The organism is Pseudonocardia wallangbongensis, from assembly GCF_054486945.1.
In genome coordinates, this window is sequence record NZ_JBRERS010000006.1 from 138,957 (window position 1) to 151,523 (window position 12,567).

The 12,567-nt window shown below is 70.9% G+C and carries 15 protein-coding genes; 5 read left to right on the forward strand and 10 right to left on the reverse strand.

Annotation, left to right across the window (positions count from 1 at the left end; genetic code table 11):
- Window positions 1–301: 301 nt before the first annotated feature.
- Window positions 302–655: a TraR/DksA family transcriptional regulator gene (locus ACU436_RS22860; protein ID WP_459028469.1), complete on the reverse strand. Its 354-nt coding sequence runs from the start codon at window positions 653–655 to the stop codon at window positions 302–304.
- A gap of 239 nt (window positions 656–894) precedes the next feature.
- On the opposite strand from ACU436_RS22860, the gene ACU436_RS22865 reads away from it, so the two are divergent.
- The 3 genes from ACU436_RS22865 to ACU436_RS22875 all read left to right on the forward strand — a co-directional run bounded on the left by ACU436_RS22865 (window position 895) and on the right by ACU436_RS22875 (window position 3,164).
- Window positions 895–1,197 carry a putative quinol monooxygenase gene (locus ACU436_RS22865; RefSeq protein WP_459028471.1) on the forward strand — a complete coding sequence of 101 codons (303 nt, stop codon included), beginning with the start codon at window positions 895–897 and terminating at the stop codon, window positions 1,195–1,197.
- 50 nt (window positions 1,198–1,247) lie between these two features.
- Window positions 1,248–2,000, forward strand: a complete 753-nt coding sequence (locus ACU436_RS22870) for a helix-turn-helix domain-containing protein (RefSeq protein WP_459028473.1) — start codon at window positions 1,248–1,250, stop codon at window positions 1,998–2,000.
- Between the two features lie 114 nt (window positions 2,001–2,114).
- Window positions 2,115–3,164 carry an NAD(P)H-dependent flavin oxidoreductase gene (locus tag ACU436_RS22875; RefSeq protein WP_459028475.1) on the forward strand — a complete coding sequence of 350 codons (1,050 nt, stop codon included), beginning with the start codon at window positions 2,115–2,117 and terminating at the stop codon, window positions 3,162–3,164.
- Window positions 3,165–3,199: 35 nt separating this feature from the next.
- On the opposite strand, the gene ACU436_RS22880 is transcribed toward ACU436_RS22875, so the two are convergent.
- From ACU436_RS22880 to ACU436_RS22905, 6 genes are all read right to left on the reverse strand, one after another.
- Window positions 3,200–3,835: a cysteine hydrolase family protein gene (locus ACU436_RS22880; RefSeq protein ID WP_459028477.1), complete on the reverse strand. Its 636-nt coding sequence runs from the start codon at window positions 3,833–3,835 to the stop codon at window positions 3,200–3,202.
- An 8-nt stretch (window positions 3,836–3,843) separates the two neighbouring features.
- Window positions 3,844–4,059 carry a hypothetical protein gene (locus ACU436_RS22885; protein WP_459028479.1) on the reverse strand — a complete coding sequence of 72 codons (216 nt, stop codon included), beginning with the start codon at window positions 4,057–4,059 and terminating at the stop codon, window positions 3,844–3,846.
- A 214-nt stretch (window positions 4,060–4,273) separates the two neighbouring features.
- Entirely contained in the window at window positions 4,274–5,152 is an 879-nt protein-coding gene (locus tag ACU436_RS22890) for a hypothetical protein (protein ID WP_459028480.1), read from the reverse strand.
- Entirely contained in the window at window positions 5,149–6,543 is a 1,395-nt protein-coding gene (locus ACU436_RS22895; RefSeq protein ID WP_459028482.1) for a hypothetical protein, read from the reverse strand. Before ACU436_RS22895 ends, ACU436_RS22890 begins: the two co-directional genes overlap by 4 nt.
- Complete coding sequence (locus ACU436_RS22900) at window positions 6,536–6,847, reverse strand: DUF6403 family protein (RefSeq protein WP_459028484.1); 312 nt, start codon at window positions 6,845–6,847, stop codon at window positions 6,536–6,538. The genes ACU436_RS22895 and ACU436_RS22900 overlap by 8 nt, the downstream gene beginning before the upstream one ends.
- Window positions 6,848–7,110: 263 nt before the next feature.
- A complete protein-coding gene (locus ACU436_RS22905) occupies window positions 7,111–7,344 on the reverse strand; it encodes a hypothetical protein (protein ID WP_459028486.1) in 234 nt (77 codons plus the stop codon).
- 373 nt (window positions 7,345–7,717) lie between these two features.
- Here ACU436_RS22905 and ACU436_RS22910 point away from each other — a divergent pair, with 373 nt between their 5' ends.
- Window positions 7,718–9,322 (forward strand): ABC transporter substrate-binding protein, encoded by a 1,605-nt coding sequence (locus ACU436_RS22910; protein WP_459028488.1) that lies wholly within the window; start codon window positions 7,718–7,720, stop codon window positions 9,320–9,322.
- A 133-nt stretch (window positions 9,323–9,455) separates the two neighbouring features.
- On the opposite strand, the gene ACU436_RS22915 is transcribed toward ACU436_RS22910, so the two are convergent.
- Entirely contained in the window at window positions 9,456–9,875 is a 420-nt protein-coding gene (locus ACU436_RS22915) for a DUF1761 domain-containing protein (RefSeq protein WP_459028490.1), read from the reverse strand.
- A 52-nt stretch (window positions 9,876–9,927) separates the two neighbouring features.
- Between ACU436_RS22915 and ACU436_RS22920 the strand changes: the two genes are divergently transcribed.
- On the forward strand, window positions 9,928–10,614 hold the full coding sequence (locus ACU436_RS22920) for a winged helix-turn-helix transcriptional regulator (protein WP_459028491.1): 687 nt from the start codon (window positions 9,928–9,930) through the stop codon (window positions 10,612–10,614).
- 343 nt (window positions 10,615–10,957) lie between these two features.
- Here ACU436_RS22920 and ACU436_RS22925 read toward each other — a convergent pair whose 3' ends face one another.
- On the reverse strand, window positions 10,958–11,392 hold the full coding sequence (locus ACU436_RS22925; RefSeq protein WP_459028493.1) for a GntR family transcriptional regulator: 435 nt from the start codon (window positions 11,390–11,392) through the stop codon (window positions 10,958–10,960).
- Complete coding sequence (locus tag ACU436_RS22930) at window positions 11,389–12,270, reverse strand: hypothetical protein (RefSeq protein WP_459028495.1); 882 nt, start codon at window positions 12,268–12,270, stop codon at window positions 11,389–11,391. Before ACU436_RS22930 ends, ACU436_RS22925 begins: the two co-directional genes overlap by 4 nt.
- Window positions 12,271–12,567 lie beyond the last annotated feature (297 nt).

The following is a 12,567-nucleotide window of genomic DNA, read 5'->3' on the forward strand; positions in this document are numbered from 1 at the left end:
TCGGCCACAGACCCCGTCTCCCTCGTACTGACCCACAGTTTCTACCAGGCCGGCGCTCCCCGGACGCTCATACCCGAGGGCGCGTCGCACAGCCGGCCCGACGACGCGCCGAGCGGCCCACGAACCGGGCACCCGGCCACGGGCCGGCGCGCTCGCGGCGCTCCGCGGGCGTGGCTGGTGGCGGTCTCGTGTCGATCGGTGAGTGGCGGCCGGATGGCGACGGCGTCGCTCCGACCAACGGTGGACCGGCCGGTACGACGTGGTCAGCGAGTACGGCGACATTCCGGCCCCAGGCGCTGCGTCACCGCCGTCCGCTGGTGGCGCAGCCGATGCACGTCTCGGCCGCGGGCAACGCCTCCAACCGCTCATCGCCGATGTCGCCGCCGCAACGCACGCAGCGTCCGTAGTCGTCGGTGGCGAGCCGGTTCACCGCACGGTCCACAGCCGCGAGATCGCGGCGAGCACCGGCCAGCAACCCCTGCAGCTGCGCGCGCTGCGACGCGATCGTGACGCCCTCGGGGTCGTGCTCGTCGTCGTGCGTGGTGAGGGCCTGCTCCTCGGCCAGGCCCTCGATCTGCCGCTCCAGGGCGGCGATCCGTTCGACGGTCTCTTCCCGCTCGGCAGCGAGCCGGGCGACGACGTCGGGTTCATCCACGGAGGAGGAACGGGCCGCCGGGAGCGACGGTTCCTCCGGGATGCGGCAGGCCGGCGGCCGTTGCCGCGCCGCAGCTCGGTGTCGAAGATCGTCGGCGTGGCCGGGTTCATGGGGATGGGACCTCCGTCCGATGGGAGCGTGAACGTGTCCGGTTGGCGGAGGCCGGCCGGGCAGGTGCCGCGTGAGGATCGGAGGGCATCCCATCCGCAGCAATCGCTGCCCCGATCCAGGAGGCCCCAGTGCTCATCGCCATCGTCGACTTCGGCACCGCTGCCACCGACCGCGCCGCCGCCCTCAACCATCTCGACGCCGAACGTGACCAGATCAGCACCATGCCCGGCAACCTCGCCTTCGCGGTCTACGCCTCCCGGGAGGACGACAGCCGAATCACCGTCGTGCACGAGTGGGAGGACGAGGCGTCGTTCGACGGTTACCTGGGATCAGCGTCCTTCGCGCGTTTCGGCGAGGCGATCCGGCCGATCCTGGTCGGCGCACCGGAGAGCCGGCGCTTCCGCGCCGAGTTGCTCGCGACGGTCGGCTGACCGGAATCACAACGGACTGACCACTACGATCGGCCCGTGCGAGGCCATCGATGACCCGCAAGGCGTACAGCTTCGTCCGCACGTTCCCCGCGGGGCCCGCTCGCGACTTCTGCGTCGATCGCCACTACCTGCTCTGCGCCTCCGCCGGTGCCCTCCGGCTGGAGGTGCAGGGCAGCGCGTGGTTGCTGCCGCCGGCCCGGGCTGCTCTGATCGAGGCGGACCTGGCGATCCAGGTGAGCATCCCGCGGCCGGCCACGACCGCGTCGGTGCTGTTCGACACCGGGTTCGCCCCGCCCCCGCCGGCGCCGCTGACCGTGTTCGACCTCAGCCCTCTCGCACGCTCCCTCGTGGCCGAGTGCGGCAGCTGGGGTGACAGCGACCAACCCCTCACCGCGTACGCCGAGACCCTGTTCGCCGCGCTCGCCGCCGTGACCTGGCGGCTCTCCGAACAGCCGAGCCCGGCCGTCGTGCCGGTGGGGCGATCGCCGGAGCTGCGCCGAGCCCTGCGACTGACCGAGGAGCGGCTCGACCGTGAAGTCCGCTTCGAAGAACTGGCGCAAACGGTCGGCCTCGCGCCGCGGTCGCTGGCACGCCGATTCTCCGAGGAGACCGGCATGACCTGGCGGGCGGCCCTGCGCCGGATGCGCCTGCTCCGCGCGATCGAGGAACTCGCCGCGGGCGATACCCCGGTGACCAAGATTGCCTTCATGGTCGGCTACACGTCCCTGTCGGCGTTCAACGCCGCCTTCCGGGAGCTGACCGGCCGCACACCCACCGACTACCGGGCCAGCTTCCGCCCCTGACCAGCCTCGCACCTCAACCGGATGATCGCTCTACCCGGTCACCCACGCGACCGGGGCGAGCCGCGACGGCAGGGCATCATTCCGAGAGAAGTCGATCGGGGAGGTTCGGGGCGGATGATGCCACTGGAGCGCGCACGGTCGTTCTGCGACCGCTACGGGTTGCGGCTGCCGATCCTGCAGGCCCCGATGTCCGGCGCCTGCCCACCGGAGCTGGCGATCGCGGTGTCCGAGGCAGGCGGGATGGGCGGGAACGGGGTACTGCTGGACCCACCGGAGCGCATCGCCGAATGGGTCGAACAGTTCCGGACGGGATCGGCCGGGGCGGTTCAGCTCAACATCTGGGTCCCCGACCCGCCGGGCGCCCCGCAGCAGCGGATCGACGACGCCCGGCAGTTCCTCGGCCGCTTCGGAACCCCTGGTGAACCCGGCGCGACCGGCCCGGACTACGCCGAGCAGTGTGCGGCGATGCTGGCGTCCGGGCCGACCGCGATCTCCTCGATCATGGGCCTGTTCGAGCCCGACCACGTGCGCCGGCTCCACGAGCAGGACATCGCCTGGTTCGCCTGCGCCACCACTCTCGACGAGGCGCTCGCTGCGCAGGAAGCCGGCGCCGACGCGATCGTCGCGCAGGGCATGGAAGCCGGTGGGCACCGCGGCACGTTCGACCCCGACGCGGCCGAGCGCACGGCCGTCGGGCTCTTCGCGCTGCTCCCCCGGTTCGCCGACCACCTGCGGGTGCCGGTGATCGCCAGCGGCGGGATCGCCGATGGACGCGGACTGGCCGCCGCGCTCACCCTGGGCGCAAGCGCCGTGCAGGTCGGGACGGCCCTGCTCCGGGCACCGGAGACGAACATCGCCGAGGACTGGGCGGCATCCCTGGACGGGCTGGCTCCTGAGGCCACCCGGCCGACCCGGGCCTACTCGGGACGGCTCGGGCGGGCCGTGCCCACGCCTTATGTCACCGCGTGGGCCGAGCCCGGCGCGGCGCGCCCTGCGCCCTACCCGTACCAGCGCCGGCTCCTGGGCCAATGGCGCAGAGGCGAGTACGACGGGCTCGACCGCGTCAACCACTGGGCCGGGCAGAACGCGGCCATGGCAACCGAAGAACCAGCAGGTGAGATCGTCACCCGGATGTGGCGCGAAGCCGAGGAACTACTCGGCTGACCACTCGACAGCCACGTGTCCAGGCGGGCCGGGCGTCAATGGCCGCCGTCGGCCGTGGGCACGATGGCGGATATCACTTCATCGGTGGAGAGGACGTGCTCGGCGAACAGCGGGCCACTGAGGTGGTGAGCCGCGTACATCAGCTCGTCGCTGTATGCGGCGGTGGCGTCGGTGACGAGGCTGACCGGGTACCCCAGTTCCATCGCGTGGCGGGCCGTTCCCTCGACGCAGCCCGGCGCGGTCATTCCGGCGATGATGACCCGTTCGACCCCGCGCATGCGCAGCTGCAGATCCAGGTCGGTGTTCACGAAACCGCTCATTCCCCAATGCTCGTGAACCACCACGTCACCATCGCCGGGTGTCAGCGGGGCATACCATTGTCCGCCGAAGCTGCCTTCGGCGAACAGGTGAGCCTCGATGAGCCCGGCCTGCGGACGGGGGAGGCTGCGCCGCCGGCCGGCGCCGTCACCGGGGCGCCAACGCCGGTGAGGCGCATACATCACCGGCATGTGCGCGGCCCGGGCCGCAGCGAGCAGTTGCTGCAGATGCCCACGGGTGTCGACTCGTTCGGCGACCTCTCGCAGCCGTGGCCAGACCTTGCCGCCCTCGGCAAGAAGCTCGTTGTACGGATCAACCACGACCAGCGAGGTCCGGGTGGGGTCGTACTGCATCAGTCGCCTCATCGGGTGTCGGGCTTGGGTACCAGCTGACGGCAACTCACGCGCCCGGCAGAGTATTCCGAAAATGCCGGCAGGGTGCCGCCCGGCCGCACCACCGCGTAGGCGCCGGCGACCTGCTGCTGGCCCACTACCTCCTCGGCCGCAACATCGGCGACAACTACGAATCCGAACAGACCCGGCGAACACTGTACTTCGGGATCAGCAACGTCGATCACGCAGCCCACCGGAAGGAGTTCCTCCAGAACACCTGGCTGGACTACGAGCCGATTCGCCGCATTACGCCTCGGCCAACCTGACCATGCGCTATTACTACAGCCGGACTCCGTGATTCTCCCGGTCCGGCGCCCAGGAAACATGGACTGCACCGCCCCTGGGTCGGTCAATGCCGGCGCGGTATGGCAGCACGGCGCGCCTGACGTCGGACCGGCGCTACTCCAAGCCGCGCAGCTTCCCGGACAGCGTCTTGGCGCGGGCGGTGAAGTGCTCGTGGTCGGACCGGCCGTCGCGGTCGGCGGTCGTGATCTCGTCGAGCAGCGTGGAGTAGGCGACGGCGAGACGGGCGTGTTGTGCGGCCCGCTTGTGCCCGGGCCGCCCGTCGAGGTCGATGATCTGTCGCGCGACGAGCGCCATCTCGGCGCTCAGCACGGCGCGGCTGTCGTCGGACTCCTCGCGGCGGACGCTGCTCGCAGCCGCCTGGCCGCCCGCCCGCTGTGCCACGAGGAACAACGCGAGTGCGCCGCCGACGACCGCGGTGATCGCGGCGGCCGCGATCAGGTATCGCGGCAGGGACGGGCTGAAGGTGCGGGCGTCGTCGGGCAGGACGTCGAGGGCGACCAACTGGTCGTAGTTGATGACGACGACCTTCAGCGCGTCCAGCGGCCGGTCGACGAACCCGTCGATCCCGGCGCCGATCCTGGACTCGGCGACCGCCCGGCTGCCGAAGCCCCCGTCGTCGATCTCCCCGCCTGCGAGGAAGCCGCAGCTGTAGGTGTCGAACTCGTCGTCCTCGCGGGCCATCGCCAGCACCAGGGTGCCCGCCGCCGCGTTGCCCAGCCCGTCGCACGCCGCGCTCAGGTCGGAACCCGGCTCCAGCATGACGACGACGAGCCGTCGGTTGCCGATGATCTGCTCGGCGGCCGCGGTGTCGAGCCCGATCCCCGGCGCGGCGTAGACCGACGTCGTGCGCACCGTCCGCGCGGCGGGTCCCTCCAACAGGCCCGCGGTCCACAGCGCCCAGATCGCCAGCAGCAGGCAGGCCACGGTGCCGAGCCCGAACCACGTCCCCAGCTGCCGCATGATCCGTTTCATGCCCGCTGCCTCCGGAGGTAGTCGGCGGGCCGGTAGCCGTCGAACGGGACCGCCCGGCCGATCCGGTCGAGTTCCGCGGCGGCGTCGTCGAGCAACTTGTGCACGTGCCTGTCGGGCAACGCCTTCGCGACGGCGTCCCGCGCGGCCTGCAGGTGGACGATCGCACGGGCGAGCGCGGGGTCCTCGGCCCGGTCGGTGAGCCCGGAGACCTCGACGGCCAGCGCGCTCAGCCCGCCCAGCCGGGCGGCCGTCCCCAGCGGTCTGCCGGCGTTGCGGCGCAGCAGGGGCCGAGCAGACATGGCGAGCAGGATCGCCGCGCAGCCCGCGAAGACCCAGGGGAGGGCGGGCAGCGTGACGGAGAGCGGGTCGAACGGCGTGTAGGGCAGCGGCCGGTCGAACAGCCCCGCGTAGCGGACGTCGGCGATCTGGCCCAGGTAGAGGCGCAGCGAGTTGTCCTGGGGGTATCGGCCTCTGCCGAGCACGCCCGCGAACTGCGAGTAGTACCCGGCCGCGGCGACATCGGCGAAGTCGGCGGCGTGCGGGCCGTGGTACTCGATCCACGAGCCGTACAGGACGACGATCGGCGTCTCCGGGAACAGCCGCGTGAGCGCGGGGCCGTAGTCGGGCGTCTGCTCCCCGAACGGCTGGACGGGGAACGCGGCGTACATCGCAGGCGCGCCCCCGAACGCGTCGGCCGACGCTTCGGCCGGCACTTCGGTCAGCGACGCCCCGGGCGCGACGAACCAGCCGGTGGCACGCAACTGCGGCGCGACGACCTCGAGTTCGGCGGCGGTCGGTTCCCGCCGCTCGTCCGCGGGTCCTTCTACCGGCTCGTCGCCCGACCCGACCAGCTCGTTGATCAGCGTGACCAGGGGCACGGTCACGTCGTTGCGGCCGAACTGGGCCCGCCACTCGTCGAGGGTGCTGGGGGCGACCTCGTAGATGCCGCCGGACACCCGCGTTCCGTCGATCGTGAAGACGGTCGTGTTCTCGTCGTCCTCGAGTTCGCGGCTGACTTCCGTCTTGACGTCTGCGAGTGCAGACCGCTGGTCCTTGGTGAGCCCGGGCGGTACGGCGATGATGCGGACGTCGTGGTCCCCGCTCGCCTGCCGCACCCGCTCCGCGTCCCACGCAGCGATGGCGCCGGGCAGCCGGACGACCGGCTCCGCATTCAGCATCGCCGCCATCTCCCCGGCCGACGGCAGGCCGACCGTCGGCCGCTCGGGCGGCTTGGTCTCGGGTTCCTCGGGCGCGGCACGGGATCCGTAGGTGACCTCCGCGCCTCGGCCCTGGGCGTCGACGAAGAAGACGACGCAGCCGATCGCGACGACGGCGAGCACGAAGCGCACGAACTGGGTGATCAGCGACCCGCGGGACACACGGTCATTCACCGGCGGCCGCCCGCAGCAGCCGGTCGGCCCGCCTGGCGTGTTCGGTCGCGGCCCGCGCCGCTCGGGCGCCGCCACCGTTTGCGACGATCGCCTCCGCTCTGGCCAGCGCCTCCTCGGCCGCATCCGGCCGATCGGCGCACGCGTCGCGGCTCACCGTCGCACTCTCGACCGCCGCCCGCGCGGTCGACCACGCGACCTCCCGATCAGACGCGCGAGCCCGCAGCCTCGGCACCACCGCGACGCCGAACCCGGCGGCGAGGATCACCACGCCCGCGATCACCCAGATCAGCCAGGACGACGGCACGGCGGCTCCACGATCATGCGGCCGAATCGTAGACAGGCGCCGGATTCGCCTGCCCGCGGCGTGCAGCGTGCCTCTGGTCTCCCTCGCGTCCAACAGGTCCCACGCCGTCCACATGAGCCTGCACGCCGCGTCCGCGAATGCTGTGAGGCGCCGGATGGTGTCATGCGGATCTGGACGGCGCTGCATGGAGTTGTCGGCCCGCCCCGGTCACAACGATGCGACCCTTCGCAGCCCGTACGGCGTGGCGGATGCGGTCCACCGCGTCATCGAACGGTCGGATCGTTGCTCGGGATTGCCGGTCGCGGTCTCACCGACTTGCGCGCGGCAAGCCGGGCGACCCCGATGCGCTGTCGGCGGAAGGCGTGGGCGGCCGGCTTGCCGATGGTCGCCAGCTTGGTGTGGATCTGGTCGGTGGCTGACGGGTCGAGATCAGCGAGGACGGCATGGGCGTGGCGCCAGTCCTCGTGGGCCGCCGCCACGAGCAAGCTGCTGATCACTTCTCACACGCCGCCACCGGAGGTCTGGCCGGGCCGGAACCGGGTACGGCAGTCGTACGAGACGTCCAGGGACCACCGGAATTGCCGGAATCACGTCCCGGCGATTCGCGCCGAATGCGGTGGTTCATTACCAGACCGACTCCGTTCTCGACTTGCTCCTGCGCGCAGGTTTCCAGGTGCTACGACGCACGACGTGGCGAACCCGACATCGGGCGCCGATCCCGTTGCGTACGAACGAGCGCCGTCGCTAGCCTCCACCCGGCGAACGATGAGACGTCATCGAACGCTGCCCGACTAACGGAGTGCAGCAGATTCACGGAATCCGCTCTTCCGCCGATGCCCAACTCGACGAGGAGTCGCTGCAGGAATGCGCATGCGCTCACGCCGGTCCCGCACCCTGGTGGTGCTCGCGATCGCGATGTCCACGGCCATCTCCGCCGCGTGCGGGGCGGCGAACCGCCCGCAGGGGCCGGCCGAGCCCATCACGGCGATCAACCCCTACGGAGGCGATCTCGCCACGGAGGGCACGCCAAGGGCGGGCGGCACGATCGTGATCGGCGAGAACCGGGAGATCGTCGGGTTCGACCCGACGGTGCAGAACCAGAACCCGGCAGCAGCGGCCGTCTACGACTCGCTGCTCAAGGTGGGGGCCGACGGCAGCGCTCAGCCATACCTGGCGAAGTCGATGGACACTCCCGACAGCGGCCGCACCTGGATCATGGGGCTGCGCGACGGCGTCCGGTTCTCCGACGGCACGCCGCTCGACGCCCAGGCCGTGATCACCAACGTGCAGCGACACATCGACAAGGTGTCCTCGCCGGCTCACGCCGCAGCCGCCGAGATCGTGTCGATGGCCGCCACCGACCCGCTGACCGTGGAGTTCACCCTCGGCACGCCGCTCCCGGGCTTCCCGAACAACTTCGGCGGCGCGTTCTTCGGCGGCACGCTCGGAATGATCATCTCGCCCGCGGCGCTGCAGCAGTACGGCAACGACATCGCCTCCCACCCGGTCGGTGCCGGTCCGTTCGTCTTCGACAGCTGGACCCGCGACTCGAAGCTCACGCTCATGGGCAACCGCGACTACTGGCAGCCGGGAATGCCCTACCTCGACTCGCTCGAGTTCCGCCCGCTCCCCGACACCGAGACGCGCATCGCCTCGATCGAGAACGGCGACGTCGACCTGATCTTCGGGGGCTACAACCAGGAGCTCGTGCGCGGCCTGGACGACCCGGACCTGGACGTCTACTACGGCCCCGGCAACGCCGGGGAGTTCCTCTACTTCAACCTCACCCGTGCGCCGTTCGACGACCGCAGCATGCGGCAGGCCATCATCCAGGCCATCGACCTGGACGCGCTGTCGATGAGCCAGTACAGCGGCCGGCTGGTGCGGGCGGACAGCTTGTTCGACACCGCGAGCCCGTATCACACGGAGGCCGCTTCCGCGGCCTGGCCGAAATTCGACCCGGCGGCCGCGCGGCAGGCCGTCGACGCCTACCGGGCGTCGGGCAAGAACCCAGACTTCACGTTCAAGACCACCACTGCTCGACAGGCCTTCGCGGAATTCATGCAGGCCCAGATGGCGGCGATCGGTATCACCGTGGACGTGGAGACTTACGACCTCGCGCAGTTCTCGTCGAAGGTCCTGCAGGGCAACGACTTCCAGCTCACCACCTGGGTGGCGCCATTCGACAATCCTGATCCCGCGCTGTCGCGGCTGTTGCGCACCGGCGGGAGCGGCAACTATGGCGGCTACTCCGACCCGCAGGTCGACCAGTGGCTCGACGATGCCGTGCGGAACCCGGACCAGGCGCAGGTCGCTCGCGACTACCAGCAGGTGGAGCTCCAGGTGGGCAAGGACCTCCCGGTCGCGTTCTTCAGCCGGAGCTACCTCTCGACGATCACGAAGAAGGACGTGCGGGGAATCGACCGGTTCATCTCGAGCGACATGTGGTATTCGACGACCTGGCTCGACCGCTGATCGCGGAGACCAACCATTCGGCCCGCGACAGCGACGCTCGCCAGGACCAGCCGCCTGCCAGCGCCAGGGACGTGACGACCTTCTCCTGTTCAAGGGGCGAGCGGCCGGCCGGTCGAACACCATTCGGCGACCGCTACCGGAGCAGGCCGATGACGAGGGCCATGCCCAGGAACAGCACCAGCTGATACGCACTGTTGATCACGGTGAGCCGAGCCGGCTTCTGCTCGAAGCCGTTGTGCTGCGCCAGGGTCGAGAGCGAGAAGCCGAGCCACGCAGCGAAGCCCACGGCCAAAGCGAGCCAGACCGAATCGCTGCCGAAGAAGGCGGATACGACGGAGCAGGCAGCGGCGAGGGCCAGCGCCGTGACCGTGAGAGACACCGCCAGGATCGCGAACGGACCCTTGCCGGCTCTGGCCGAAGCCTCCTCGGTCACCCCGGTCAGCGTCCGCCAGACGCCGCCGACGAGACCCCAGTCGCTGTACCAGACCCACGCTATCGCCATCCCGACCACGATCGAGACCACGACGGCCAGCCAACTGATGCCCAGATCCACAGCAGCCCCTCGTCTCGACGATCATCCTTCACGGTTGATATCATCAACCGTGATGGAAAAAGTCAACCAGAAGCCGAAGGGACCCCGCACCTACGGGCAGTTCTGCGCTCTCGCGCGCTCCCTGGACATCGTGGGCGAGCGCTGGACCCTGCTCATCGTGCGCGAGCTCCTTCCTGGTCCGATGCGCTACACCGAGCTGAAGAACTCACTCGGGGGCATCGCGACGAACCTCCTGGCCGAACGGCTGCGGACCCTGGAGGCGAACGGGGTGGTCGAGCGCCGACTGGAGGAGTCGGGCGTCGCCTACGCCCTCACGCCCTGGGGCACAGGACTGCGAGAGCCGTTGGAAGCACTCGGCCGGTGGGGAACGCCGCTGCTGGCGACGGGACGCGGCGTCGACGCGTTCCAGCCGCGCTGGCTGACCCTCGCCCTCCCCGCCCTACTCGCCGGTAGGACCGTCTCGAGTCCCGTTGAGCTCGGGATCGAGACGGATGGACTTCTCATGGTCCTGAGGATCGACGAGGACGGCCCCAGCGCGTTCGTCCGCCCCGACGACGAGCCGGAGACGGTCCTCGCAGCCGCCCCGGCCGTCGTCGTCGCACTTGCCACCGGAGGAATCAGCATCGAGCAGGCGCTGGCCACGGGCGAGTTCCGGGGCGACTCGAACATCCTTCGGACCGTGTTCGCCGCCGGCGGCGCGAGCACCGCCCCGCCGATCCCGCCGACGACCAGCGACTGACGGCCGCGAGAAAGGCCGGCGAGCGCACGCGCTGCGCGTGCCGCCCGCCCGCAGTGTAGGTCTTCGCCCACGACAGCGCCGCTTCGTAGCATCGCCACTCCTGGCGGACGGGTACGGATCCCCGGGCAACGGGCGTACCCGGTTGGACCAACTGCTCGCGTACTCGCGGATACGGGTCACCGGGAGCCGATCAGATCCAGCGTTCGGGTGCTGTTCCTTCTCGTTCCCAACTGCGGTGATCAGGGCGTCCGTCGCTCCCAGCGCGGCGTAGCTCTGCAGGCCGTCGCCCACGTCGTCCTCGTCGCCGGCGATCACGCTCAAGGAGCGCGGTGCGCACCGGGCATCAGCGCGTCCCGCCCTCCAGCAGCGCGCTCCCGACCCGGGTGGCCGCAGGCGCGTGGTCGTCGGCCAACACTCGGGACACCGCGGCCAGCGTTTGCCCAGGGGTGGCGCCGGCCTCTCTCGCGCGGTGGCAGTAGGCAATGGCGAGAGCGCGCAGTGCGACGTCGACGTCCACCGGATCGCGCTCCCGGGGGATGACGAACGTGCCGCGCCTGCGGTCGCCGCGCACGTACCCGGCACTCTCCAGCTCCTTGTAGGCGCGCATGACCGTTCCGGCGGCGATGCCGAGGTCGCCGGCGAGCTGGCGGACGGTCGGGAGGCGCTGCCCACCGGCCAGGGCCCCTTGCTCGATCAGGGCCGCGAGGCCGCGGTGCAGTTGGGCATAAGGGGGCGTCGGGTCTTCGAGGTCGATCTCGACAACCGCGTCGCCGGTCACGCCGTGGCCGGTGCCGGGCGCGGCCGGTCAGGGGTGACCAGAACGGCCGCTGACCAGGCGCCGACCGCGGCTGCGGCGGCGACCACGACCCAGAGGAGCATCCCGAGCACGTTCCACGGTGCCCCTGCCCTGGCCATGCCCGAGGCCGCGACCAGTCCGGCCCCACATAGCGCGGCCGCCGGCGCGACCCCAGCGGCGGCAAGGACGACGGTCGCCGAGCGCCGCCGCGCTCGCTCGTCCGCGGCGACGGGATCGGCGGCGCTGTACGCGGTGACCGCCCGCGGTCGGCCGGCGATCCGGCGCAGCGCCGCAGCGGTGGCGAGGAGGGTGATGCCGAGCGCGGCCAGCAGCGGCAGGGAGTAGTAGGCACCCGGCCAGAGGGTTGACCAGTCACCGTAGCGCGGGTCCGGATCGAGGTTGGGCAGCCTCAGGAACCGGCCGGGCCGGCCCCGGTCGTCGGGGTCGCCGAAGAACGAGGCGGTCGCGAGGAACGCAGCAGCGACCGCGAACAGCACGCACACGGCGATCAACTGCTGTCGGTCGACGTAGTTCAGGTAGTGCCGGGCAGCGAGGGTCGCCCGCCTGCGCGGGGCGGCGACCGGGCGGACCAGGAGCTCGGTGGCCAACGATCCGGCGGCCATCACCAGGCAGAAGATCGGCCCGGCCAGTAGTAGGCCGAACGCGAAACGGCCGTGCCACGCCCCGGCGGCCGGTGCACCCGCGGCGATCACGAGGGCACCCACCACGAACGCCGCCTGCCGACCCCGCCGGATCGGGCGCGCAGCGTCCCCATGGCAGCGACGGCGTCGGATGACCGAAACGATCATCACGAACGCCGCCCAGAGGATCAGTGCCCAGGCTCCGGCAAGGGTCTCCACAGCAGCTCCTGTATCAACTAGATGACACAAAACTAGCCAAGCGTCCCGTTCGGGGCAACTCCGGCCGGGACGAGCGCGAACGGGTGCGGGCCGTCGACCCGCGCGCCAGCGGTCCTGGGCTTCGCCCGTAGCGTCGGGCCAACGACCGGTGGGAGACCGACGGCATCCGCAACACCCTCACCGACCCGCGCCCACCTCCAGCGAGACCGTGCAGGCCCTCCTGCCCGAATCCCGTGTGGTCAGGGCGCTCAACCACATGGGCTAGCACGCCCTCGAGGACGAAGCATCTCGTCCCGA